The following is a 23,830-nucleotide window of genomic DNA, read 5'->3' on the forward strand; positions in this document are numbered from 1 at the left end:
TTTGCACCGAAATTGGCGCTTATGATTTCAAAAATAGATTCTCCACAAACCAAACACCAGCACAAGCGCCAGTAACAGCGTATGCCCTTTGATCTGCAAAAAGATGAGGGCGATGAATTCGCGCAGAAAAGCATAAGGCAAAAAATAAAGCGGCGTCCAGGCACCCAAGCCGTCCGTTTCCAATCCCACTCGATGCGCATAAAGACTGCTGCGGATAACATGGAAGTTATTCGTGATGAAGAGGCACTTATAGCTTTCTTTGTACGCGTCCATCATGCCCTTGGAATAAAGAAAATTCTGGTACGTATTGACGGACTCGCTTTCCTCAAGAATCAATTCTTCTGGGATGCCTTTCCCGATCAGATAACGTTTCATGGCGAAGGCTTCAGAAAATGGTTCGTCCACGCCTGTACCTCCACTCATAATCAGACGGCAGGGCCGTTTTTGCGTACGCTCTGTCTGATGCCGGAAAAATCGGTTTGCTCTGTCCAACCGCCTCCGCAGAAGCGGGCTGATGCTACCATCCGGCAACAATCCCGCTCCCAGGACAATGACGAAATCTTTATCGAGGGAAACCGGAATAAGGCCGTAAAAGGCTGTTGCGAGGAAAAATAAGATTAGCACCGTACCAAAATATATGATGAAGTAGCCCATCAAGCGCATAAAGCGCCAAATAAGGTAATGATGGAAAATAAAATAATTCAGCAGGAACAGCAGATCCATCAACAAAATGAAGGCTCCCACCGCAAACAGCAGGCCGTACCGTTTGGCCCAGCCCTCTTTTTTGATCAACAGCACCCCATTGAACACAAGCGCCAGGCCGAAAAATAGGAATGCGAATGGTGAAATTAAGCCGAAAAGAACGCGGAAGAGCATCACCGCATAACGGAGCCACGCCACTTGGGGGGAGTTGTTGCCCTGCAGCATTCCCACGAAAAGGAATAGCAGCGACGCTACCAGCAAGTAGCTCTGGTATTGCCTGTTTCTCCCCATCGATCTGAGCGTCAGTACCCCGCCTAACGAGAATGCACTCAATAAATAGAACAGCAACGGTCATCCCTCCTGTCTAAAAGCCGTGGAAAGCTTGATAAACTTCCTGTTTCTTCAGATCCCTTATTTTTGCGGTCTCTTTGATTGCATCTTTGGAAGAAAGCCCCTGTTCCGTCATCAGTTTTTCCACCAATTCAGCGACGCTGAGGTCATCAAATGTCTGTTCAATAGGCATTTCCGGGTTTTCATTACCGGCTATCATCAGGCAGATTTCCCCTCTGATTTCCGTTTCTTCGGCCCAAGCAGCCAATTCTTCTGCCGAACCCCGGATGAATTCTTCAAAACGTTTCGTCAATTCGCGGCAGATGACGACTTGGCGCCCTTCACCCATCACGGTTACGATATTTTTGAGCAACTCCTTCAGCCGGTAAGGCGACTCATAGAAAATCATCGTCTCTTCCCTGTTCTTCAGCGACTCCAACTGGGCCACTTGGTCTTTCTTCTTGCGCTCCAGAAAGCCGAAAAAGTAAAACGGTTGCGGCGCCAATCCGGAAGCTATCAATGCAGTCACACCGGCATTGGCTCCAGGCAACGGCACAACCGGCACGTTTGCGTTGATGCAGGCGCGCACCAAATCATGGCCTGGATCGCTGATCGAAGGCATTCCCGCATCGCTCACTTGGGCAATGGATTGGCCCCCGAGTAGTCTTTCCACCAATTGCGGAATGCGCTCTTGGGTATTGTGCTCGTGGAAGCTGATTTGGGGAGTATCTACTTCGAAATGCGTCAACAGCTTGCGCGTATTGCGCGTGTCTTCAGCCGCAATCAGATCCACTTCGCGCAGTATCTTTATGGCACGGAAGGTCATATCTTCCAGATTTCCGATGGGAGTCGGCACTAAATAAAGCGTGCCGCTCTCGTGCTGTTCATAACTTTTTTGCAGTTGCATCTTTGTTCTCCTCTGATTTCGATTCATTTTGGCAACTCTGGCGACCTGCTAAATCCCGCCTAGTTCAGAACCTGGCAGATGGGTGCCGTGCACCTTCAAAAAATTCTCTTTCTGCTTTCGGCTCAGCTTCTTGAATGCCGCCTCCGCTTTGGTCGCTTCTGTTCTGGAACCGAAGACTTCATTATATATCATTTGTACAGGGCGGCGCGCCTTGGTATATTTGCTGCCGATGCCTTTATTGTGCTCCTGTTCGCGCCGAAGCGTGTCTGTCGTGTAGCCGGCATAAAAAGAGTCATCTGCGCAATGCAGCACATAAAAGTAGTGCTCACTGCTCGCCATAGAGGACATCCTTTACCTTCTGGCTGTATTCCCCTTCTTCATTGTACACAACGAGCGGCGGCAACACACGGAAACCATCCTCTTTGCCGTCCTTGATGCCTTCAATCAGAATCATGTTCGCTTCCTTGTTCTGTTTTGGGTAGATGAACTGCAGTTTTTTGGGCGCAATCCGGTTGTTCCGCATCGTTTCCAGGATTTCCATCAAACGATCCGGCCGGTGGACGAAGTAGGCTTTGCCTTTCATCTTCAGCAGATGGCTCGTCTGTTTCATCAATTGGTCCAGCGTCAAATGAATTTCGTGCCGCGCGATCGCAAAAGCATCCAATTCATTCGTGAAACTGGATTCGGTCAGCTTGAAGTAGGGCGGATTGCAGGTTATGACATCAACAGAATCCGGTTTGATGAAGCGGGTCACATCGTTCACATCCGCATGCAGGAAGGAAACCTTCTCCTCCAACTGATTCAGCTGGACTGTCCTGCGGGCCATATCCACCAACCGGTCCTGCAGTTCCACTCCGACGATCGGATTCTTGGTCTTTCCTGTCAAAAGAAACGAGACTGCCCCGTTCCCGGCGCAGAGATCGACTATCTTTGCCGGCTTCACGCGCGGCAATTCCGCGAAATCCGCCAACAGCACCGCATCCAGCGAAAAAGAGAACACGGCTGAACTTTGGATGATCTGGATGTTTTCCCTCTTCAGCACATCAATCCGTTCGCCTTCCTTTAATACATTTTCCATTCCCATACTCCTTTATATATATCATCACACATGCAGCAACCGACAGAAAAATCAGCCGGCACATCCGTTACGCTTATCCTCAAAACAGAGGCAAGGACTTCTGTCCCCGCCTCTGCCAGTCATGCATCCATCAATTGTTGACAATGTCCGCAGTAGCGGGATACTGTCAGTTTTTCCGATCTCTTTCGCCGTAGATGACATCGATACAGAAAACACAGGGCTCATCATTCAGACGGCGGGAACCATAATAAACATTGCAGACATGAAAACCATCCTCGTACAGCTTCTGTAAATTCAGACGGGACTTCGACATTTCTGGCTCTTGCTTCTGCGCATCTTCTTTTTCCTTCGTAAGGAAATCGATCCGATCACGCAGATGCTGGTTCTCGATTTGAAGATTTGCGTTCTCTTCTATCAGGTCATCCATCTTCTCTTGAATCTCTTTAACATCTGCTCCCATCGATGAAATACGGCTTTCCACCCGATGGAATTGGTCATACAAGGCACGTTTATCCATTTTATCCACTCGCATTTTCCATACTTATTTTTCAATCCTATCGTGCAGATCCTTAACTCTTATAATTCTGAACTGGCAAACTCAACCGTTTTATTGTGCTCGAACAGACGCACTTTGACGACTTGACTAAGCACATTCAATTCTACAACTTTCCCTTTGCCCTCCGGCGTCATTACTTCCTGCCCGTAATCAGGCATTGCTTTTCTGAGGGAGACGTACGTATCGTTCTCATAATTCAGGCAGCACATCAAACGACCGCACAAACCGGATATTTTGGTAGGGTTCAAGGATAAACCTTGATCCTTCGCCATCTTGATTGAAACCGGCACAAAGTCGCCTAAGAAGGTCGAGCAGCAGAGCGTTCTTCCGCATGGTCCGATTCCTCCAAGAATCTTGGCCTCATCACGAACACCGATCTGATGCAATTCGATCCTCGTGCGGAAAACAGCCGCCAATTCGCGGACCAATTCCCGAAAATCGATTCGGCCTTCCGAACTGAAATGGAAAGTCAAACGACTGCGATCGAAAGTGTATTCCGCTTTAATCAGCTTCATCTCCAATTTCAGCTGTTTCATTTTTGTCTTGCATACGGCAAAGGCTTCTTTCGCCTCTGCGCGATTTTTTTCATCCTGCTCGAGATCTTTTTCGGTCGCAACCCGGATGATGTTTTTATGCGAAAGGATGCCGCCTTCTTCATTGCTTTTTTTATCGACAATGACGACTTGGCCAATATCGACAGCATTCCCATTATTTATGATCAATTTTTCGTCCATTTTGTACTTTGTCTGGCCTGCTTCATAATAAGAGATGGGCCCGACAGGCATAAAACGAACACCAATTACGTTTTTCATTTTCTTTCTCCTCCAGAAGCTTTATCTATAGGCTATTCCCGAGCGCAATCTCTTCCAGTACCCCTTGGAGCTGAACATTTGCTTCCAGATGTTTCTTTCCATTGAGGATATTTTCCATATGTCGGGTGATTTCCTGAGGATGCAGTTTTTCTGCAATGCGCTCGTACTCTTTTCCGTGATTTTTGTTGACGATAGCTTGCTTATTGCTGTACTTGGTATACAGTAAATCACGGTAATAGAATAATAGCAAGTCCAAAAAGAAGTGCCCATCATTTTTGTCCTTCAGACCGTCCATCAAGTCGGTCTGCACAAACACAAAGGCTTGAGGATTTTTATCGGTCATCAGCTGGAACCAAGCCCATGTCCGCTTCTTGGATTCATGGAAGCTTTCCTCTTGGTTCAGTAACAAGGCTGCTTCTTGGTTATTGGTGATGGCCGCCAGCAACGCCGCATTTTCATGCTGTATCCCCTGCGCCTCCAAGATTTCTCCCAACGCCTGCTTATTGACGACCTGGAAATGGACGATTTGGCAACGCGAGCGGATGGTTGGCAGGATGTTCTCCTTAGCCGTGGTCATCAGAATCAGGTACGTATCGTTCTGTGGCTCCTCCAAAAACGTCAGCAGACTGTTCGAAGCGCTGACCGTCATTTTTTCGGCGTCATAAATCAGATAGACCTTGCGGCTTCCTTCCATCCCGCTTTTGGAAAGCTCTGCCTTCAATTCACGGACTTGGTTGACTTTGATGGTGTTGCCATCCGGGCTGATTTCCGTCACATCGGGAAATTCGCCTGCTGCAACCCGAAGACAACGATTGCAGTGCCCACAAGGGTGATCATCTTGCAACTCCTCACAAAAGAGCATCTGGGCTATCCAACGCGCCAATTCTTCTTTGCCGGTTCCCTGCGCTCCTTCGAACAAGTAGGCGTGGACCAGTCGTTTTTCACGAATCGTACGTTGGAACCTTTCGAGCAGTTCCGGCTGTTGCCTCATCAAAAGCTGTGTCACACCATCCATCCTTTCCTTCGTCATCAGAATCTGTAAAAACTATCTACCGGTAAAACAAACACGGTCGCTCCGCCTACATGCACTTCCATCGGATAGGCGATTGCGTTGTCCAACGGCACATCCATGCTTACTGGAGTCGCTACGAACTGCTCGCGCGCTTCACAATTGGTTTTGATGATACTCAATACTTCATCGACCCGCTCGTCTTCGACGCCAATCATGAAGGTGGTGTTGCCGGCGCGCAGAAAACCGCCTGTAGAAGGCAATTTTGTAGCGCGGACGTTCGCTTCCACCAACTCATCGGACAGAATAGCACTGTCTTTATCTTGAATTATAGCCATAATTAATTTCATAACAAATCCCCACTTTCTGTATGTTGAAAAGGCTGATCAGTGATGCTTGGCAAATGATCTTGCTCTAAAAATAGCTTGGATATCTATTTTTGATGATGTGATAGCACGCTTCCGCTACCGCTTCACGGCGCATCGTCCCATCGACGACCACTATACGTTCCGGATTAGCCTTCGCTAATAGCAGATAGCCAGCTCGGACTTTTTCATGGAAATCGAGCTTTTCCTGGTCCAAACGGTTATATTCCCGTTCGTCCATGTTCGCATGAATCCTTTGAATGCCTACTTCCGCCGGGACATCGATGTACAACGTCACATCCGGTTCGAGCCCTTCTGTCGCGAATTGGTTGATTTCGCGGATCCCCTCTTCACCAATGCCTCTTGCATAGCCTTGATAAGCGATTGAACTATCAACAAAACGATCACAAAAAATGACGTCTCCACTTTCCAAAACGGGCAACACCTTTTCGATCAGATGCTGGCGGCGGCTTGCCGCATACAATAAAGCTTCTGTCCTAGAATCCATGTCCGTATGCGAAGGATCCAGTATCAACGAGCGGATCTTTTCCGCGATTGGGCTTCCACCCGGTTCTCTCGTCGCTACTACTCTACGGTTCATCTCTTGTTGCAGACGCGGCACTACTTGCTGCAACGCGGTTGTCTTCCCTGAGCCATCCGGCCCTTCGATTGTGATGAAAATCCCTCTCACTTTGCACACTCCTACGATTCTAATACTTCCATTATACGCTAAATGAAAGATTTTTTATACAGATGAAACGGATATAGCTTTATCAATTTTGCAACAATTAATTGCTGTTGTCGGCTTTTTCCGAAAACAGAACAAGTAAAATCCTGTCACCAAAAAACGAAAGGTTACTTATTAAATGAAACCCTTACTCCGATAAAAATGCAAAATAAAAAAAGTAGCTAAGAATCTGCATTTGCAGATCCAACTACTCCTTTATACGCCGTCTCCCTGTTCAATTCTAGAATGCTTTAAGGACGCCGTTTTCAATACAATCACTGCACATACAGGAAAAATGATAAAAGTTACAATTGCTGCATTTATATGCATCAGATTACTGACAAAGCCTGACAGCAGCGGCGAAATGAAGGAAGCCACACCCATATAAAAGCTTATTGATAATAATTGACCCGTAGATAACAACTTCTCCGGTGTAACTTTATGAATCATCATCCGGCTTCCGAGACTAAATAAAGGTACCGTAAAAATTTGCAGAAAACTGGCCACCACGATTATCTCCACGGTAGCTGCAAAATAATAGATCCCAAACTGGACAAATAAAGCAAGGCAGGCCAGATAGATGAGCATTTCATTTTTCACTTTCCTACTGAAGCGATTTAACAAAAAATACGCTGGCACTTCACAAAACGACTGAATCGCCCATTTCATTCCCACAAAACGGTAACCTGTCGGAAACGACAGTATTTTATCGATGATTAATGTGTTGTTAGCCACTATCGTCAGATAAATCAGAAAGAAAACAAATGTAAAAGCAACGTACTGATTGTTCCGGACAAGTTTTATGACATCTTCTTTGCTGATTTCCGCCGAATGAATTTCGTTCCTCACATCGTCTTCCTTAATCCTGGATGAAAGAAAAAGAAGCAACAAAGCAATTCCGCTGATGATATATGCCAGCAGCGCAAAGTGTGTTCCTGACACAAGCAGAGGCAAGAGTATGCTGCTTATTCCCCAACCAAGAGACCCCACCGCTTTAATTCCAGAAAACTGGCTTCGTGCATTTTTGTTGCTGATGACCCAGTTATCAACGACCGCTGCGGATGTATTGCATAAGCCACCTGCTAAGGCCAACAAAATGAGATGTAAAAAGAAAATACGTTTTGTGATAAAGAAAAACAGGGATGAAAATATTGCCAAGCTAATGATGACCGCTACATAAAACAATTTTACGCGCCTCTTCTTATCGCACAAATAGCCAACATAAACTTGAAAAAAGATGGTTGTAAAACTGTACGAAGCTAACAACCAACCTCTTTGAATGGAGTCATATCCAAGATGCGTCAAATACGGTACAATCTGGGTCATCAAGCCTGCCATTAATATGTATTGGGACAGATAGATGCCTCTGAAATAGTTGATTAATTTCATGTTACTCCACTTCTCAAAACAGGCCTGAGCATAATTGCTCAGGCCCTCTTATTTTATATTCACGCTGGATGAACAGGGCAAAAAATTAGTGTTTTTTTACTGGTCAGCCTATTTCAATTCTGGCCAGAACTCTTTATTCGCTAGGATCAAATCATCCAAAATGTCTTTTGCAACAGCTATGCTTGGGACCGTTTTATTCATTGCCAACGATTGCCAAAGCTTCAAGTAAGAGCCTTGTTCCCATGCATCCACTGCGAGTTTCTCTGAAGCGATCTGCTGTTCCATCAGCCCTTTTTCAAATATTGGGATATCCCCCATTGAAATTGGTTCGTATCCGTCTTTACCGACGATGCAAGGCAGTTCGACCATAGCATCATAGGCAAAGTTTGCAATCGCTCCTCGATTTTCGGTAATCAGAATCATGCGCTCTTTTGTGTTAAAGGTTAAGGCGCAAGCTAAATCTGTAATGAACGAAGCATGTTCATTTGATTTGAAGGAGGTATCCTTGGCAGTACCATTTTCAGTTATACGTCTGCATTCACTGAATACATCCTTTTCACGGCCATCGATGATTTCATCAGCCCGCGTATACTCCTTATTTGCATGTTCAACGGTTGAATCAGCCATCAAGTAGTATTTCAAATAAGTGTTTGGCAGGAATTCCGGTTCGATTTCATGCAGTTCTTTCGCGGCCCGCATGGTTTCTAACCAGCTTTCTTCCTTATGCTGACCTTTTTGAGTATTTTCGGTATATCCTTGCCTTTTTACGTGGTCACTTATTTTTGGCATTAGATCCATACCCTCATGGTCCACGATTTTGGTCCACCATCCGAAGTGGTTTAGGCCAAAGTAGGAAGTTTCAAAGTCTTTTCGATCCTTCAAGCCGATCACTCTAGCCATGATGTCTTCCAAACAGACTGGCATATCACAAATATTGATGATCCGTGAATTTGGTCTAAATCGTCTCGTGCCTTCAGCTACGATTGCAGCTGGATTTGAGTAATTTAACATCCAAGCATCCGGAGAATATTTTTCCATATAATCAACAAGCTCAATTATCGGCCCAAGAGATCTTAAGCCATACGCAATCCCACCAGGACCACACGTTTCCTGCCCCACAACGCCGTGCTTAAATGGTATTTTTTCATCTTGTTCCCGTAAGGCATATTTTCCTACTCTCAGTTGCGCCATTACGATATCGACGTCAGTGAAAGCTTCTTCTGGATCTGTGGTATAGGAAAACTCAACTCCCGGAGCTCTTTCATCTATGATAATTTTACATGCTTCCGCTACTGTTTTTTGTCTTTCTTCATCATTATCGTAAAGCTTCAGTTTCCTTAGCGGTAATTTATCCAAGCTTTCCAACAACATTACTACTAGAGCGGGAGTGTATGTACTCCCTCCACCTGCGATCAAAATTGAACTTTCTTTCTTCGGCATATTCCGTTACTCCTCGTTGTATAATAAATTTTCAAATGACTCTCGAACCATCGGAACAGTCAGTCCGACAATTACTTGAATTGCACCTTTTCCGTCATTGACTAAACCATGTGCACCGGTTTGTTGGAATTCTTGTACTGTCCCCACTTTTTTAGGATCTTTGACTGTCAATCTTAAGCGAGTAGCACAATTCGTTACTTCCACCACGTTGTCTTTTCCGCCCAACAATTCTAAATAAGAGGCTGCTTGGTGCGAATGTCTGCTGCCTTTTTCTCCCTTTTTCTGCAAATAATCTTTTTTGGTATATAGTTGACCGACCTCTTCTGTCTCTTCTCGCCCTGGTGTCTTCAGATCGAATTTTTTGATCATAAAAGTGAATGTTAAATACCAAATGACTGAAAAGAGCAAGCCAATTAAAATCTGAGCGACATAGGTATTCCCGTGAAATTTCCACAGGGGCAGCCAATTAAGCGTTGTGAAGTTGATGATTCCGCCACCAAAATCCCCTACAACACCTAAAGCATATGCGGAAGTTGCTAAAGTTGCTGATAATAAAGCATGGATCAAAAATAATGAAGGAGCCAAAAATAGGAACGTAAACTCAATCGGTTCGGTGATACCGGTCAATATAGCCGTTAATGCCGCCGGAACCATAAGCGCGATTACTGTCTTCCTTTTTTCAGGCTTAGCCGCTTTGATGATAGCTGCGCTTAACCCGATTGATCCAAATATTTTCGACATCCCGGATAGTGCAAATCCGCCCATTGGGTACATTTCTTTTAGGCTTTGAGCGGATGTTTGAAACTCTCCAATATGTGATGCCCAGTATGCAGCCATTCCCCCTTGAACTACTGCGTTATCATAGGCAAACGGGGAATAGATAAAGTGATGCATTCCTGTTGGTATCAATATTTTTTCAAGGAATGAGTATACCCAAACTCCGAGGTTGCCTGAATTAATGAAAAATCCTTGTAAGGATCTCACGCCTTCCTGTATGACTGGCCAAACAAAAGCCATCAGGACGGCTACCGGAATCATGGCAAAAAATGCAAGCATCGTTACAAAAACAGAACCGCTGAATATGGATAGGACTTCTGGCAAAGGCTGTTCAAAATATCTATTATGTAAATAAACAGTGATTCCGGATACTAACAAGGCTCCTACCATACCTGTATCCAGACTTTTGATACCGGCAATCATAGCCAGACCACTTGATCCGCCCACATCCTGCATGATATCCGCCATGAATGTTGTTGGCCAATACGTCAGTAACGCGTTGATAAAATAATTGAATGTCAAATAGGCAACCAAAGCTTCCATTGCGGCTCTTCCAGAATGCTTTTTCGCGAGTCCGATAGGCAAGCCTACTACAAATAAAAGTGGTAATTGGAAAAAAACTGTCCATCCGCCCGCCGCTATAAGATTCCAGAATTTCCACCAAAATGTTCCCTCGTGGGCGATTTGACCCATGATTTGTTCATTTTGGAACAAAATCGCCAATCCAACAATGACACCCGAAAAAGAAAAAAGCATAACTGGAGCTAGCATAGCTCCCCCAAATCGCTGAACTTTCTTCATCATAAAATGAAGTTCACCACCATCTTTTTATTTTTAAATAAAGCGCTTTATTTACAAGTAGTTTAACAGTTCACTCCCTATATAGTAAGGGGTTGCAATGAAATAGGAGGACTTCACAGTATATAAATTTTTATCACAAAACAGTGTGACTATTCACATCGTCCAGCTTGTAAAACGCTTACTCAATCGTTATACTTGGTTCTGTAATAGAAGGAGGGGCTCCATTGCTAGAAGAAAAAATCAATGAAGTTTTTGACGAATTGTCCGAAACAGATCACTCGATTTGGGCTTATGTTTTGAAGAATAAAAACGCAGTACGTACCATGACCATTAATGATGTAGCCAATGCCTGCAGCGTTTCGAGAACCACCATCATGAGATTCAGTCAAAAACTTGGATTTTCCGGTTTTTCCGAATTCAAGTATGCACTCAAACAGGAAACAGATTCGGTCTCATCAATTTTTTCTCAGTCTGAAGATATCATTTTAGAAAATCATACATTTACAATCAACAATTTAAAGCAGAAAGATTTTTCTGCTATATGTGAACTCATCTCAACTGCGGGCCGAATCTTCATTTACGGTTCAGGAGACATCCAAAAACTTGTTTGCAATTACATCAAAATGCTTTTCTTGCATAGCGGTGTCCTCGTTTATAATTTTGATGCTATCTACATTAACGAAGAATTCTACAATTTGATAACCGAAGATGATGTCGTTATATTAATCACTTTGAGTGGGGATTCAGAATCGATCGAAAAGATAGCTAAGAAACTGAAAAATAGAAATGTAAAAACAATTGCGATCACAAAGTTAAAAAACTCACCCATGACAAAATTGAGCACAGAAAATATTTACATTTACAATTCGAAAGTACCCTTGACCGCTGATCCTAATAATCTTTTCGAATCGACCTCCATTCTCTTTTTTGTAGCTGAATTTTTATTGCTAAAATATAATCAATGGCAACAAAACGCATTCATCTGATCGTATACTTTCCGTCGTGACAATCATGCTCTCATACTGAAAATGGACCATGTGATAGACACTGTTTTTTAGCGTCTGTCCACATGATCCATTATTTATAGGACTACTTTATCTTACATCATACTCTCATCTGCGTTTCGTACAGCGTCGTGTAGATGCCGCCTTTTTTGACGAGAGTCTCGTGATCCCCTCGTTCAATAATTTTGCCTTTCTCCAGCACCAAGATTTCATCAGCCGACAGGATCGTCGAAAGACGATGAGCGATGATTAGGCTCGTGCTTTTAGCAAGGATCGGCGCTATCGCTTGCTGGATGGCATGCTCCGAGATGGAGTCCAAGGAGGAAGTCGCTTCGTCGAAGATGATCAGCCCCGGTTTCCGGAGGATGATCCGTGCTATTGAAAGCCGCTGCTTTTCGCCGCCGGAAAGCTTCATGCCGCGATTGCCCACGATGGTGTCGTAGCCTTTCGGCAAGCCGCTGATGAATGTGTGGATATTGGCTTCACTGCAAGCTTTTTCGATTTCGGCCTGCGTGGCGTCGGCTTTGGCATACAGCAGATTCTCTTTGATTGTGCCGTTGAACAAGTACGTGTCCTGCGTCACCACTCCGATGTGCTGACGCAGATAGGCCAGATCGAGTTTGCGGATGTCGACGCCGTCCAACAGGATCCTTCCGCCCGTCACATCATAGAGGCGCGGAATCAGGTTGATGATGGTGGACTTGCCCGCTCCCGAAGGCCCGACGATGGCAACGGACGATCCCGGCTTCAGTTCGAAGCTGACGTTATTCAAGATTGGCTGTTCCGCATCATAATGGAAGGAAACCTCTTCAAAAACCAACTCGCCTGTAAACAACTCTGGCTTGATCGCCTCCGGATCGTTGTCGATTTCCACAGGCAGATCGAAATACTCGAAAATGCGGTCGAAAAGCGCCATCGAACGGATCATATCGACCTGGATATTCAGCAAGGAATTGACCGGCCCATACATCCTGCCCAGGAGCGCCACCATTACGGTGATGTCTCCGATCGTCAGATCCGTATTGCCGTATTCGATGATGAGAATCCCGCCGACCAGATAGATCAACATCGGGCCGATGTTCGTGAAGACGTTGATCACGACCCGGAACCATTTGCCCGCCATACTTTCCTTGATGTTCAAGCGGATCATCTGCTTGTTGGCTTCCTGGTAGCGGTTGAACTCGTAGTTTTCCGTGACGAAAAGCTTCGAAAGCAATTGCCCACTGACACTGAGGGTTTCATTCAGGATCTGGTTGATGTCGTCATTGTGCTTCCGCGAAGCCAAAGTGATTTCCCAACGCCTTTTACCGACACGCTTCGTCGGCAGGATGAACAACGGCACGACCACGATGCCGATTGTCGCCAACAAAGGGCTTTTCGTGTACATCGTGACAAGCGCAACCATCAACGTCGCAAAATTCTGCAGGATGCTCGTCCAAGTACCCGTCAGCACACTCTGCACGCCGCCGATATCGCTGGTCATGCGGGTGATGATGTCGCCCTGCTTGCTTGTCGTGAAGAACCGATGCGACATACGCTGCAGATGGCTGTACATCTTGTTGCGCATATCATAGGTGATGTTTTCCGCCATCCAGACATTGACGTAGCTCTCCACAACACTGATCAGATTGGCGATGATCAACACCCCTAACGAGAGGCCGATCAGACGGATCAGCACAGGCATGTCCTGCTGCAGTAGGCCTTCGTCGATGATGCGGCCTGTCAAGATCGTCGGAAACACACCGAATACCGATGAGATGATGATCGCCAACACGGAGACGATGAGCTGTTTCCAATACGGGATGAGATAACTGAACATCCGCTTCAATAATTGTGATGTGATTTTAGGGCTGTTCTGTTTTTCTTCATCCGTCAGGAAGCCCCCGCGGCCGCCCTTGAACCCATTACCGCCCATTATTGCTCACCTGCTTTGTTTCTGAAGTCCTCCAAGGATTTTGTCAGTTTTTCGCAAAGCGCAACAAATTGTTCCTGCTCATCCAACGTCAAGCTTCGATTGATGTGCTCCCTTTCCGTTTGGCGCACTGCCTTCATTTTTTTCAATAAAACATACCCCTTTTCTTGGATAAATATCCTGTTCCTGCGCTGATCAGACGGGTCTGGTTGGCGCGTCAAAATCCCGTCAGCCTCCAGCCGGTTCAGCATCTCCGTCAAGGAAGCCGGCCGTATCCCCATTCGATCCGCCAATTCCCGCGAACTCATCCCGTCGTTTTCCTGCAATATCCGCAAAAGCTTTCCTGCTCCACGCGATTCATGTTTGGCAGGATTCTCCTTGCGCCGTAGCGTGCGCATCAGCTTCATCGCGCTGCCGATAACATCTTTATTTTGTTCTTCCATAATGATTTCCTCCTCCAGATAGCTAGGTACCTACCTATTATTTTATATTATATTAGGTACCTAACTAATTTGCAACAAAAGTGCCTGTGCGGGGTTTCCCGCCAAGCGGAAAACATGGATATCTGTTGATTATTCATGTTTTCTCCTGACCCACGAATGTTCAAAGAACGCAAAAAACCAGACCGCTGCCGGTCTGGTTTTTTGTCATTCCGAATGGAAAATGTCTTCCGCACGGTTCGTGCGTTTGCGCCAACGGAATTGCTTGGCTTTTTTCGGCGCGGAAATGTCCGTTTGGATTTGTCTTTCTTTTGCTTCGCGCAGCAGGAACAGATATTTTGCTTCTGCTATCTTCTCGAAGATACGCAACTCTTCCGGCAAGTCATAGGCATTCTGTTGCAGTTGGGCCAAGGTAGTGTACTGTTGATGGACATCGCTGATCAAATCAATCAGTTTTTCGTCGTATTTCTGCTTTAAGTGTCCCTGCTTCTTGCTTGCGCTGTTCAAATGGAATGCCATTTTGTTTTCCGTTCCCCCCGTTGTTCCTACCCTTGTTACAATTCTCGGCGTCCATCGATGGCACGGAAGAGGGTCATCTCATCCGCGTATTCGATGTCGCTGCCGACCGCCAGACCGTAAGCCAGTCGCGTCACTTTGATGCCCGCCGGCTTGATCAGACGCGAAAGGTACATGGCCGTCGCTTCCCCTTCAGCTGTGGCATTCGTCGCGATGATGATTTCCTTGACGGTTTCATCCTGCAGCCGTTTGATCAGGCTAGCGATGTTCAAATCTTCCGGACCGGTCCCTTCCATCGGAGAAAGCACGCCGTTCAACACATGGTACAAGCCGTGGTATTCGCGGATTTTCTCCATCGACATGATGTCGCGGGGATTTTCGACCACCAGGATAATGGACATATCCCGCGTATTGTCCGCACAGATATTGCATGGATCTGATTCGGTAATATTACCGCAGATGGCGCACTGGTGTAAATCCCTTTTGGAACGGATCAGCGCATCTGCGAATGCCAGCACAGCCTCCTCGTCCATATCCAGACAGAAAAAGGCCAACCGGGCTGCGGTCTTTTGCCCGATGCCCGGCAATTTCATGAAACTTTCGATTAATTTCGCTATGGGTTCTGGGTATTGCATTTCGATAAAATCCCCTTTTCTTCTCTCAAAAGAAAGGAGGCTGGGACTAAAGTCAACACTGCCCGACTTGTCTCACCCTCTCTCCCTTCATTCATTTCGGTTGTTGCTAGCAGCCTGACTTAGAATCCCGGAATCGCACTGGCAAACTTGCCCAATTTCGCTTTCGTTGCTTCATCGATCTTGCTTAGCACATCGTTTGTCGCCATCAGGATCAGATCTTGCAGCATTTCCACATCTTCCGGATCGACCGCTTCAGGTGCGATGACAACATCGGTCACCTTTTTATTGCCGGTCATCGTGATTTTGACCAAATCATTTGAAGCCGCCCCGACAAACTCCGTTATATTGAGTTCTGCTTGTGTCTGCTCCATTTCTTTCTGCATTTTTTGCATTTGTTTCATCATGCCTTGCATGTTTCCCATTCCGCCTCGCATTGTATGACTCCCTCTCTGTTTATATATTTTAGTTTATTTTACTTTCATTGCTTCGTTCCGTCAGTCCTCGACAACAGTCACAACTTCATCCCCGAAAAGGCTCAGCGCCTGATCGACGACTTCCTGTTCCTTTTGTTCCTCGATCACGATCGGATCGGTCTCGACCGAAAAATCATCAGCGAAATTCCCGGGGTGATAGTCACCGCGGTGGCCGTCTTCCATTTCCGGCATCGGCGGTTCGGGCGGCAGATCCAGATCGACCGACTTATCCTTATCAGCTGTTGCCGAAGCCTGCTGTTTAGGCGCAGCCGATGGTGCCACTGCCTGTTTTGGCGCGGCTTGTTTCGGTTCACCAACAGATTCAGTAACCGGGCTGTCGTTGCGGTTCTGGATGTAGTTGCGTCGTACCGAAGTCCACTGCTCTTCCGTCAAGCACACCAATTCGCCGGGACGCTGCAGCATCCGCTGCGTTGCCGCATCCACGGCCGCCTGCAGTTCAGCGTCTTCCGTCGCTTTTTGGCAAAGGATATCATACTGGAACGACAGGATGAAACTGGTAGGACTCGCCGCTACCGGATTGGCCTGCTTCAGCACGGCACGCTGGGTGACCGAAAGCACATCCAGGATATCCGTCCAGAAATCACGGACGCGGGCAAGATCCTGCTTCGTCGCCTCGCCCAAAATCTGGTAAGTCCGCCCCATATTGGGCTTGAATCCGACTGACGTGTTCGACGAACGAGCCGTTTCTTTTTTGACCGGTACCGCTTTAGCACCTTCCTGGGAAACGGAAAAATTCCCCGAGGCGATCAGTTCCTGCAGCTTCGCAAGTTCTTTTTTGACGAGTTCCAATTCGTGTGCCAGCCTCTGGATTTCTCCGTTCGGAACCGCTTGTGCGCTCGGAGCTGCCATCTGTGCGTGCGCCTTGGATTGGGACAGTTTCACCGCCAACACTTCCAGATAGATATCCGGTTGTGTCGAGAAGCGCATCTCCCCTTGGGTCTCGTTGAAGGCTTCGATCATCTCGTAAAGGAACGTTGCTGGTGCCTCCTGCGAGAAAGTCTGGAAAGCTTCACTGTATTGTTGCGTATTGTCCGCAAAGGCCTTGCCGTTTGTCTGCTGATAGACCAGCACATCCCGCGCAAACAGGATCATCTCCTCAAGGAAACGGCCGGCTTCTTTGCCGGCACTCAGAATTTCCTGCAGCAGTTGCAGCGCCGATTCCGTCTCTTCGTGCAGCAACGCACTTGAGAAGGAAATCATCATTTCTTCCGTCAGACTGCCGGACACCTTCACCGCATTTTCGAAAGTGACCGATTCCGAACCATAGGAAATGATCTGATCGAGCAAGCTGAGCGCATCCCGCATCCCGCCGTTCGCGGAGCGCGCGATGACATGCAGCGCCTGCTCATCATAGCCGATCTTCTCCTCCTGCAGGATATAGGCCATCCGGTTGATGATGTCCTGATAGGAAATCCGCTTGAAGTCGAACCGTTGCGTCCTGGAAATGATCGTCAACGGAATCTTGTGCGGCTCCGTCGTCGCCAAAATGAAGATGACATTTTCCGGCGGCTCCTCCAGTGTCTTCAAGAGCGCATTGAAGGCCCCGGTTGAGAGCATGTGCACCTCATCGATGATATAGACTTTGTAGTCGGCTTGGGTCGGCGCATAACGTGCTTTATCGCGGATGTCCCGGATTTCCTCCACGCCGTTGTTGCTGGCGGCATCGATTTCGATGACGTCGTTCAAGCGCCCTTCAGTGATTGCCTTGCACGTTTCACATTCGTTGCACGGTTCCCCGTCGACGCGATGATGACAGTTGATGGCTTTCGCAAAAATCTTGGCTGCACTCGTCTTACCCGTTCCGCGCGGTCCGGTAAAAAGGTAAGCATGGCTCGTTTTCCCCTGTATTAAGGCATTCTTCAGCGTCTGCGTGACCGCTTCCTGACCTGCGATGTCTCCGAACCGCTGCGGGCGCCAAACCCGATATAGTGCTTGATAGCTCATCCTTTTCCCTCTTTCACTTTTGCTTCGTCAATCTATTATAAGGGAAAAACAGTAAAATAGAAAGGCATCGCTCTGTGGCTTTCCTGCTTAATATAAGCTTGTATTACGCTTAGTTTGGAGGTCATTCGGCTCAAATATAATGATGAAATAATAACAGTTGACAAAAAGTAAGCTAGGCATTATAGTAAATCTATCAAATAGTTCGAATTCGTATTAATTAAATTTGTGATACTATTCCGGCAAAACTGTACTTCAAATAAAAACGACAATAAAGGGGAAATTTAACATGACAGCATTTTGGGATTTGGGCAAGGTTGCCTTGAAAGTCAATGATCTGAAGAAAATGACGCAATTCTATCAGGAAGCGCTGGGATTGGATTTAATGGAAGAAAAGGAAAATTCGGTTGTATTGGGAGTTGCCGCGGACAACACGCCATTGGTCGAATTGATTGAGCTCAAATCTCCTGCTGCCCGCAAAAGAACGACTGGACTTTTCCACTTGGCGATCCTTTTGCCGACTAGAGCAGACTTGGGATCTATCCTCTATCATTTGCTGACGAAGAAATACGGCATTGATGGCGCTAGTGATCACGGCTACAGCGAAGCCATTTACTTCAACGATCCGGAAGGCAACGGCATCGAAATTTACCGTGACAAAGAGCTTTCGGCTTGGGATGTCCGTCCGGATGGCAAAATCGAGGGCGTTACCGAAGCGATGGATGCGGATGGCGTAATCGGCGCGATGGTCAAAATTTATGATGGTATCCCTTCCGGTTCGAAAATGGGACACGTCCATTTGACCGTTCACGATCTGGTCGAAACCCAACAATTTTACGAAAACGTACTCGGCATCTCATTGAAGTCGGACTTTTTTGGACAAGCAAAATTCTTCGCAGCCGGAAACTACCACCACCACATCGGTTCGAATATGTGGGCTGGAAAACATCTGCCCGCCGCTGAAGAAAACCAACCAGGATTGGCGTATTTCACTTGGGTTGTCGCTAATGGTGCTGCCTATGAAGCGCTGAAAGGCAGACTGGTTCGCGGAGAGGTTTCGTTTGAAGAAACGGACAACACACTCATCTTCAAAGACAACAGCGGCATCGAAATCCACGCTGTCATTCATCAAGGCGAATAATTAAATTATTATCCAAAAAAGCTTAACCGACGGGAGATTTCCGCCGGTTAAGCTTTTTATATCCCTCCCAATACATAACCTATCAAGTAAGCAGCAACAGCAGCTAAACCGCCTATAACCAACATTTCCAATCCTGATCTGAGCCAATTTGAATGAGTAATACGAGATTTCAAAGCTCCCAAAATAAACAATGTCACGCCGGTCAGAACAGAAGCAACAAAAAATACATGATCATTCAGAACCGGTACGAACATGGAGAGAACGTAAACCAGAAGCGGAGTCATTCCAAAAAAGAAGAAAGAAAGGAAGGTAACGATAGCGTTTTTCAGTGGCCCTTCCTGGATCTCTTCACCGCCATGTCCATTTGTTATCCTTTGATCAATAAAAGATGATTCATATTTAGCTAACGTATAGGCGATGGATTGAGCGTCTTGAGTTGACATTCCTTGGTTTTCATAAGCACTCACTAAACTTGCTATTTCATCATCAATGTTTTCAATCACTTCTCGGCTTTTTTGTTTTTTGAGGCCTGAATTGTACTCATTCTCAGATTTTGAAGAAAGATAGTCACCTATAGCCATTGAAAAACCGTCGGCCAACAGGTTAGAGAAGCCGAGAATGATAACCACCTTCATAGCTAGCGACGCACCCGCAACACCTGAGACTACGGCAAATGTCGTAACAATTCCGTCCAACCCACCATAGACGATACTTTTGATGTATTTCCCGCCTTTGAATTTTTTCTGCTCTTTATTTACCTTTATCAAAGGATTTCCCATAACCCAACCTCCTTCAAAAACCGCTTATCCTATCTTTCCTAAATTTTTTTCTACGCGAAACTTCCACGGTTTACTGAAGGACGCTATTCATCCTTACTTAATTATTTGTTCAGGAATAGAAAATAACGGTAGTAGTATGACTGTTTACCTCGTCTATAGTACTATCGTTATTTAAAATATTTCATGCTAACTTGCCTCTTGAGTATTGACCAAATTTACTTTCTCATCGATTTCATAATAAGGGAAACGATGAGGATCAGGATGATGGCTCCTATTAATGCAGGTGCGATGTAGAATCCTCCGATTGCAGGTCCCCAAGCTCCAAATAAAGTTACTCCTAACCATGAACCAACGAAACCCGCAATGATATTTCCGATAATGCCACCGGGAACATCTTTACCCAAAAAAGCTCCAGCGAGTGCGCCTAAGACACCACCGACAATTAGAGACCAAAGAAAGTCCATTTTTTACTCCTCCTTCTTAATAAAGAAGCCCGCAGTAACCATGTGTCTATACCTTGCTCGTTACACTGCAATTATATAAGGAATGACCTATATTATAAAGTATTTGCACTCGAAGCGAGCTGGTTTCCGATAATGCTCTTACAATAATATAAAAAAACTCCCGAAAAATGAATTCGGGAGTTTTGGTTGCTTGCCTTATTTAGCTTTCAATACGTGAATCTTCATCTGTATCAGCGTTACCGGGAACAACCGTTGTTTCCTGCTCCAAAACATCTGCCATTGACTCCACATCAGGATGAGAATCTGTCTCCGGCGTCTCTTGAAGAATTTGGTTGGACTTAACCGCACTCACCGTATCTGTTGCATCCATATTATCCAAATTTAATGAGGCTTCTTTATTTAAGATATCGTCCACAATCACAACGATTTCACCGTCATCTAATTGCCTCTGATACCCTTCCAGTAGCGTGTCTTCTTCTGGTTCCAAATCAGCATCCTCTTTGTTGCTCGCATAATCACTGCTGGTGAAGATAGGGAAAGCATGCATGATTTTCTCCCAAAGAGTAAGATGCTCGTCGGTAGTATCATCTAACTTTATTGTAGCATCTGTGGAATTGATCAGTTCATCATACTTCTTAGCTTCATTCGTTACAAGTGTAATATTTGATTCAGTATACCCTTCTTGTCGTAAACCCTCTAAAACAGTATGAACTTCTGAAATGGTACGGTAGGAGCCTTTCACAAACTTAGCCATATTTATTACCTCCACTTTCTTCTTCGTTTCGCGGTTACAGACTCATTGTATAGAAAATCAGCTTCACTAGCAAAGATTAACCCTTATGGGAAACAGGAAGAGTATAGAGAAATAGAGATAAATGATAATGTGATTATTCATAATTTCACAAACATTCCTATACATATGTTTAGAGAATGCGAGCAACAAACAGACGCAGGCTAGCTTTTCTGGAAATGGATCCGCATCGAATCAAAATCATGATAAGTTACTTTTTGAGGAAATCTAGCACATCCTGATAAACGGTGTCTCTATTTGTTTCAAATAAAATAGAATGCAGTTTTTCTTCATATTGCTTGAATGAAATGTGTGAGTAACCTATTTTCCTGAGGGTTTGTTCGGTATCCTTCAGCCCCATGTCGCCACCTGTGACAGGATCTTTTGTACCAGAGAGACTTAGAATTTCAAGATTGGGGTTTTGCACGTTATATTTTTTATATTGCTTGAGATCACTTGCTGCTTCAAACATAGTTAATGCGCCGTTGTTTGTCCATGTAAAATGCATGAGAGGATCAGCACTCATTTTTTCATACAAATCCCTATCTGTGGTCACCATGTTTGCCTCAAATGATGATGCTTTATATATAGTGGATCCTCCAATGAGATGGAGGATCTTACTATGATTATATGCGCCAGAATAAAATGTAGCCCAGTTACCGATAAACAATCCAATCTTTGTCTTGTCAATCGATCGTGCGGTTCCTGTCATGACAATCTTGTCTACTTCGTTATCATGTTTCTGAAGATAGCATCTTGCAAGGATCGATCCCAAAGAATGCCCTACTATATAGAGTGGTTTATCAGGATATGTTTTCTTCGCATATTGATTCACTCGATACACATCATCAATCATCTCATCCACACTGTTCATATGCCCATAGGGATAACTGCTGTTAACTGTTTTCCCATGCCCCCGGAGGTCAGAAATGATTACCGCATATCCATTTTTATTTAAAAAATGCGCAAAGTTATAATATAATTCCTTGTGTTCTGTAGCACCATGCAAAATTTGAACAATGGCTTCTGGGTTATCCGTTGTAAACAGAGCTGTTGAGAGTTGCATACCGTCATGAGCATTGATGGCTAATTCGATCCTATTCTTCTCTGTTTTAAGGATAGAAGCCGTCGCCTCTTGTTCTTCAGGGCTAACTTTTGTTCTAAAAAACCGTGTCCCTACTAATATATTTATCATTAATAAGCTAATCATATCCACTTTAAAGAGAGCACGAACGAGTCTACGGTTGGATTTACTCACTAAAATCATCCTCTCAATAACATTCAGCAGCAGTAATATTGTAAACGAATAAAGGAAGCCAACAAAGTAAATTGTTCTCTCTGCTGCTCTTAGTATATCCCTAACGTACCCGTATTAAAAAAATAAGTTGGGAGTGAATTGTTATTTAAACAGTAGGCTTTTCATCATTTAAGTCCAAAAATGACAGGAGTGCGGAGAATCATAGCCAGCACTCTCATGTTATGGCTATGACCGTCTAGCTAATGCACCAAGACAAAATAAAAAACTGATTATGAGTCACGTAATCAGTTTTATCTGAATTACTCAGCAGACATTAAATAAACATACGGATAAAAAACAAGTGCTACTTCATCCCAGAAATAGCACTATCTTTTAATGAAGTCCCTTCGGAAAATCCTTAAATTAATCTGATAATCTTGTCAATTGCGATTATAATTTCATCAGGAAGCTGAATGATTGATATCTGCCAGCCAAAAGGTTGTTCTCTTGAAAACTGCGAGGACATATTTGATAGACGACTTCTTCTTTCCACCAAGTTTCCCCCACCTCCTTCGCTCCCTGTTTATAAATTTATCTGACAAAATTCAATGTGCTCACCATTAGGTCCAGCCACAATGAAATAGCTGATGCCCTTTTTCCAATAGTGCAATGTTTCAATTCCATCTGATACTACGTTCATTTTTTCGTTTTGAATTTGTTGATACAAATCTTGAATATTAACGACATCTAAGGCAATGTGGTCAATTGCGCCACTTACTCCAGTAGCCTCTACATTATCCCATAGTTCAATGACTAATCTTTGGTTTTCTAAAAAGGCGACTTGCCCGCCATTATTGACTTGGTTTTCTTCATTGATGATTTGAAAACCAAGCTTTTCATAAAAAACGATGGATTCGCTCATTTTTTTTGTAGGAATCCCGAGATGTTGGAGTCCACGAATATACTGATTAACTTGCATATTGACACCTTGCTTCCCTTAAAATTTCACTTACAGTCATACTAATCCTTTTGTTCGAACAGATTTTTTTAATAAGCGGGGTCTTACCAAGGCAAGCATTGGATTTGCCATAGAATATGAAAAAATTCGTCTTGGTAGACATGATGGGTACTAAGTTTTAGCATCATGCGTCTTCCGCTGTGAATCAGTTTCCCAGCAGCCTTGAAAAGATGAAGACGGATAGTCAGTATCTGTAGGCCTTTTGCCTTTTCCGTGAACGCTAACGCGCATAAAATTGTTGATGTGATAGGAAAGCCAGCTGACCATCATGCGAACAGCATTCTCTAAGTAATGAAAACTGTCTGTCTTATCGAAGAAGAAGCCACTCTTTGCTTCATTGATGAAATTCTTCATCGTACCTCTCTTCCAAGTACCCGCTTGGTAACGAAGGGAGTAAAAATACTCTTCCCTCTGACTCCCTTCGGTCTCAGCCACAACTTGAACAAACTGTTCTGCCAACTTAGATAGTCGGGGATTTTATTTGATCCGGATGACGTAATGGGGCTCTTTTTCTTTGCATAGATCATACAGTTCCGGTGTTGCGAAGCGCTATTGGGCGGGTACAT

At 45.0% G+C, this 23,830-nt stretch carries 25 protein-coding genes and 1 pseudogene; 2 read left to right on the top strand and 24 right to left on the bottom strand.

From position 1 onward, the window contains the following. Window positions 1-27: 27 nt before the first annotated feature. The 12 genes from BLV66_RS13650 to BLV66_RS13705 form a co-directional block, all read right to left on the bottom strand. Window positions 28-1,050: a YdcF family protein gene (locus BLV66_RS13650; protein ID WP_086986571.1), complete on the bottom strand. Its 1,023-nt coding sequence runs from the start codon at window positions 1,048-1,050 to the stop codon at window positions 28-30. Window positions 1,051-1,066: 16 nt separating this feature from the next. Beyond that, entirely contained in the window at window positions 1,067-1,939 is an 873-nt protein-coding gene (rsmI, locus tag BLV66_RS13655) for a 16S rRNA (cytidine(1402)-2'-O)-methyltransferase (RefSeq protein WP_086986570.1), read from the bottom strand. 48 nt (window positions 1,940-1,987) lie between these two features. After that, on the bottom strand, window positions 1,988-2,278 hold the full coding sequence (locus tag BLV66_RS13660) for a GIY-YIG nuclease family protein (RefSeq protein ID WP_086986569.1): 291 nt from the start codon (window positions 2,276-2,278) through the stop codon (window positions 1,988-1,990). Further along, complete coding sequence (locus BLV66_RS13665; RefSeq protein ID WP_086986568.1) at window positions 2,265-3,017, bottom strand: tRNA1(Val) (adenine(37)-N6)-methyltransferase; 753 nt, start codon at window positions 3,015-3,017, stop codon at window positions 2,265-2,267. Before BLV66_RS13665 ends, BLV66_RS13660 begins: the two co-directional genes overlap by 14 nt. Before the next feature lie 166 nt (window positions 3,018-3,183). Next, window positions 3,184-3,534 (bottom strand): DNA replication initiation control protein YabA, encoded by a 351-nt coding sequence (locus tag BLV66_RS13670; protein ID WP_068562380.1) that lies wholly within the window; start codon window positions 3,532-3,534, stop codon window positions 3,184-3,186. A gap of 59 nt (window positions 3,535-3,593) precedes the next feature. Then, on the bottom strand, window positions 3,594-4,385 hold the full coding sequence (locus tag BLV66_RS13675; protein WP_086986567.1) for a PSP1 domain-containing protein: 792 nt from the start codon (window positions 4,383-4,385) through the stop codon (window positions 3,594-3,596). Window positions 4,386-4,410: 25 nt separating this feature from the next. Beyond that, entirely contained in the window at window positions 4,411-5,400 is a 990-nt protein-coding gene (gene holB, locus BLV66_RS13680) for a DNA polymerase III subunit delta' (RefSeq protein WP_176974288.1), read from the bottom strand. 14 nt (window positions 5,401-5,414) lie between these two features. After that, the gene (gene darA / locus BLV66_RS13685; protein ID WP_086986565.1) at window positions 5,415-5,744 is read right to left on the bottom strand and encodes a cyclic di-AMP receptor DarA; all 330 of its coding nucleotides are present in this window, start codon (window positions 5,742-5,744) and stop codon (window positions 5,415-5,417) included. Between the two features lie 64 nt (window positions 5,745-5,808). Then, window positions 5,809-6,450 (bottom strand): dTMP kinase, encoded by a 642-nt coding sequence (gene tmk / locus BLV66_RS13690; RefSeq protein WP_086986564.1) that lies wholly within the window; start codon window positions 6,448-6,450, stop codon window positions 5,809-5,811. 252 nt (window positions 6,451-6,702) lie between these two features. After that, the gene (locus BLV66_RS13695; RefSeq protein WP_086986563.1) at window positions 6,703-7,875 is read right to left on the bottom strand and encodes an MFS transporter; all 1,173 of its coding nucleotides are present in this window, start codon (window positions 7,873-7,875) and stop codon (window positions 6,703-6,705) included. Window positions 7,876-7,983: 108 nt separating this feature from the next. After that, a complete protein-coding gene (locus BLV66_RS13700) occupies window positions 7,984-9,315 on the bottom strand; it encodes a 6-phospho-alpha-glucosidase (RefSeq protein WP_086986562.1) in 1,332 nt (443 codons plus the stop codon). Window positions 9,316-9,321: 6 nt separating this feature from the next. Next, window positions 9,322-10,896, bottom strand: coding sequence for an alpha-glucoside-specific PTS transporter subunit IIBC (locus tag BLV66_RS13705; protein WP_086986561.1), 1,575 nt, complete (start codon window positions 10,894-10,896; stop codon window positions 9,322-9,324). 221 nt (window positions 10,897-11,117) lie between these two features. Between BLV66_RS13705 and BLV66_RS13710 the strand changes: the two genes are divergently transcribed. After that, window positions 11,118-11,879: a MurR/RpiR family transcriptional regulator gene (locus BLV66_RS13710; protein WP_086986560.1), complete on the top strand. Its 762-nt coding sequence runs from the start codon at window positions 11,118-11,120 to the stop codon at window positions 11,877-11,879. 118 nt (window positions 11,880-11,997) lie between these two features. Here the strand turns inward: BLV66_RS13710 and BLV66_RS13715 are convergent, their stop codons facing one another. The 6 genes from BLV66_RS13715 to dnaX all read right to left on the bottom strand — a co-directional run bounded on the left by BLV66_RS13715 (window position 11,998) and on the right by dnaX (window position 17,838). Next, window positions 11,998-13,812: an ABC transporter ATP-binding protein gene (locus tag BLV66_RS13715; protein WP_086986559.1), complete on the bottom strand. Its 1,815-nt coding sequence runs from the start codon at window positions 13,810-13,812 to the stop codon at window positions 11,998-12,000. Further along, complete coding sequence (locus tag BLV66_RS13720) at window positions 13,812-14,252, bottom strand: MarR family winged helix-turn-helix transcriptional regulator (protein ID WP_086986558.1); 441 nt, start codon at window positions 14,250-14,252, stop codon at window positions 13,812-13,814. The genes BLV66_RS13715 and BLV66_RS13720 overlap by 1 nt, the downstream gene beginning before the upstream one ends. Before the next feature lie 204 nt (window positions 14,253-14,456). Further along, window positions 14,457-14,768 (bottom strand): YaaL family protein, encoded by a 312-nt coding sequence (locus tag BLV66_RS13725; RefSeq protein WP_086986557.1) that lies wholly within the window; start codon window positions 14,766-14,768, stop codon window positions 14,457-14,459. 35 nt (window positions 14,769-14,803) lie between these two features. Continuing rightward, a complete protein-coding gene (recR, locus tag BLV66_RS13730; protein WP_086986556.1) occupies window positions 14,804-15,400 on the bottom strand; it encodes a recombination mediator RecR in 597 nt (198 codons plus the stop codon). 119 nt (window positions 15,401-15,519) lie between these two features. Next, window positions 15,520-15,834, bottom strand: a complete 315-nt coding sequence (locus BLV66_RS13735; RefSeq protein ID WP_086986555.1) for a YbaB/EbfC family nucleoid-associated protein — start codon at window positions 15,832-15,834, stop codon at window positions 15,520-15,522. A gap of 60 nt (window positions 15,835-15,894) precedes the next feature. Continuing rightward, the gene (gene dnaX / locus BLV66_RS13740) at window positions 15,895-17,838 is read right to left on the bottom strand and encodes a DNA polymerase III subunit gamma/tau (RefSeq protein ID WP_086986554.1); all 1,944 of its coding nucleotides are present in this window, start codon (window positions 17,836-17,838) and stop codon (window positions 15,895-15,897) included. Window positions 17,839-18,124: 286 nt separating this feature from the next. On the opposite strand from dnaX, the gene BLV66_RS13745 reads away from it, so the two are divergent. Next, window positions 18,125-18,976 carry a VOC family protein gene (locus BLV66_RS13745; protein WP_086986553.1) on the top strand — a complete coding sequence of 284 codons (852 nt, stop codon included), beginning with the start codon at window positions 18,125-18,127 and terminating at the stop codon, window positions 18,974-18,976. A 56-nt stretch (window positions 18,977-19,032) separates the two neighbouring features. On the opposite strand, the gene BLV66_RS13750 is transcribed toward BLV66_RS13745, so the two are convergent. From BLV66_RS13750 to BLV66_RS15980, 6 genes and pseudogenes are all read right to left on the bottom strand, one after another. Continuing rightward, a complete protein-coding gene (locus BLV66_RS13750; RefSeq protein ID WP_086986552.1) occupies window positions 19,033-19,755 on the bottom strand; it encodes a VIT1/CCC1 transporter family protein in 723 nt (240 codons plus the stop codon). A 215-nt stretch (window positions 19,756-19,970) separates the two neighbouring features. After that, entirely contained in the window at window positions 19,971-20,219 is a 249-nt protein-coding gene (locus BLV66_RS13755) for a GlsB/YeaQ/YmgE family stress response membrane protein (RefSeq protein WP_086986551.1), read from the bottom strand. A 199-nt stretch (window positions 20,220-20,418) separates the two neighbouring features. Continuing rightward, complete coding sequence (locus BLV66_RS13760) at window positions 20,419-20,973, bottom strand: general stress protein (RefSeq protein ID WP_086986550.1); 555 nt, start codon at window positions 20,971-20,973, stop codon at window positions 20,419-20,421. Between the two features lie 247 nt (window positions 20,974-21,220). Beyond that, window positions 21,221-22,267, bottom strand: coding sequence for an alpha/beta hydrolase (locus tag BLV66_RS13765; protein WP_176974289.1), 1,047 nt, complete (start codon window positions 22,265-22,267; stop codon window positions 21,221-21,223). A gap of 562 nt (window positions 22,268-22,829) precedes the next feature. Beyond that, window positions 22,830-23,225, bottom strand: coding sequence for a VOC family protein (locus tag BLV66_RS13770; protein ID WP_086986548.1), 396 nt, complete (start codon window positions 23,223-23,225; stop codon window positions 22,830-22,832). A gap of 83 nt (window positions 23,226-23,308) precedes the next feature. Beyond that, a pseudogene (locus BLV66_RS15980) lies at window positions 23,309-23,810 on the bottom strand (transposase); the annotation flags it as partial. Window positions 23,811-23,830 lie beyond the last annotated feature (20 nt).

The organism is Trichococcus collinsii, assembly GCF_900107505.1.
Taxonomy (GTDB): domain Bacteria; phylum Bacillota; class Bacilli; order Lactobacillales; family Aerococcaceae; genus Trichococcus; species Trichococcus collinsii.

What these genes read in the sequence shown, in the direction of transcription:
- dnaX (WP_086986554.1), bottom strand. Translation starts at nt 17,838, where the DNA reads ATGAGCTATCAAGCACTATATCGGGTTTGGCGCCCGCAGCGGTTCGGA.
- rsmI (WP_086986570.1), bottom strand. Translation starts at nt 1,939, where the DNA reads ATGCAACTGCAAAAAAGTTATGAACAGCACGAGAGCGGCACGCTTTAT.
- BLV66_RS13725 (WP_086986557.1), bottom strand. Translation starts at nt 14,768, where the DNA reads ATGGCATTCCATTTGAACAGCGCAAGCAAGAAGCAGGGACACTTAAAG.
- BLV66_RS13700 (WP_086986562.1), bottom strand. Translation starts at nt 9,315, where the DNA reads ATGCCGAAGAAAGAAAGTTCAATTTTGATCGCAGGTGGAGGGAGTACA.
- BLV66_RS13695 (WP_086986563.1), bottom strand. Translation starts at nt 7,875, where the DNA reads ATGAAATTAATCAACTATTTCAGAGGCATCTATCTGTCCCAATACATA.
- BLV66_RS13750 (WP_086986552.1), bottom strand. Translation starts at nt 19,755, where the DNA reads ATGGGAAATCCTTTGATAAAGGTAAATAAAGAGCAGAAAAAATTCAAA.
- BLV66_RS13705 (WP_086986561.1), bottom strand. Translation starts at nt 10,896, where the DNA reads ATGATGAAGAAAGTTCAGCGATTTGGGGGAGCTATGCTAGCTCCAGTT.
- BLV66_RS13760 (WP_086986550.1), bottom strand. Translation starts at nt 20,973, where the DNA reads ATGGCTAAGTTTGTGAAAGGCTCCTACCGTACCATTTCAGAAGTTCAT.
- BLV66_RS13675 (WP_086986567.1), bottom strand. Translation starts at nt 4,385, where the DNA reads ATGAAAAACGTAATTGGTGTTCGTTTTATGCCTGTCGGGCCCATCTCT.
- darA (WP_086986565.1), bottom strand. Translation starts at nt 5,744, where the DNA reads ATGAAATTAATTATGGCTATAATTCAAGATAAAGACAGTGCTATTCTG.
- BLV66_RS13715 (WP_086986559.1), bottom strand. Translation starts at nt 13,812, where the DNA reads ATGGGCGGTAATGGGTTCAAGGGCGGCCGCGGGGGCTTCCTGACGGAT.
- BLV66_RS13665 (WP_086986568.1), bottom strand. Translation starts at nt 3,017, where the DNA reads ATGGAAAATGTATTAAAGGAAGGCGAACGGATTGATGTGCTGAAGAGG.
- BLV66_RS13720 (WP_086986558.1), bottom strand. Translation starts at nt 14,252, where the DNA reads ATGGAAGAACAAAATAAAGATGTTATCGGCAGCGCGATGAAGCTGATG.
- recR (WP_086986556.1), bottom strand. Translation starts at nt 15,400, where the DNA reads ATGCAATACCCAGAACCCATAGCGAAATTAATCGAAAGTTTCATGAAA.
- BLV66_RS13670 (WP_068562380.1), bottom strand. Translation starts at nt 3,534, where the DNA reads ATGGATAAACGTGCCTTGTATGACCAATTCCATCGGGTGGAAAGCCGT.
- BLV66_RS13745 (WP_086986553.1), top strand. Translation starts at nt 18,125, where the DNA reads ATGACAGCATTTTGGGATTTGGGCAAGGTTGCCTTGAAAGTCAATGAT.
- BLV66_RS13770 (WP_086986548.1), bottom strand. Translation starts at nt 23,225, where the DNA reads ATGCAAGTTAATCAGTATATTCGTGGACTCCAACATCTCGGGATTCCT.
- BLV66_RS13755 (WP_086986551.1), bottom strand. Translation starts at nt 20,219, where the DNA reads ATGGACTTTCTTTGGTCTCTAATTGTCGGTGGTGTCTTAGGCGCACTC.
- holB (WP_176974288.1), bottom strand. Translation starts at nt 5,400, where the DNA reads ATGGATGGTGTGACACAGCTTTTGATGAGGCAACAGCCGGAACTGCTC.
- BLV66_RS13735 (WP_086986555.1), bottom strand. Translation starts at nt 15,834, where the DNA reads ATGCGAGGCGGAATGGGAAACATGCAAGGCATGATGAAACAAATGCAA.
- BLV66_RS13660 (WP_086986569.1), bottom strand. Translation starts at nt 2,278, where the DNA reads ATGGCGAGCAGTGAGCACTACTTTTATGTGCTGCATTGCGCAGATGAC.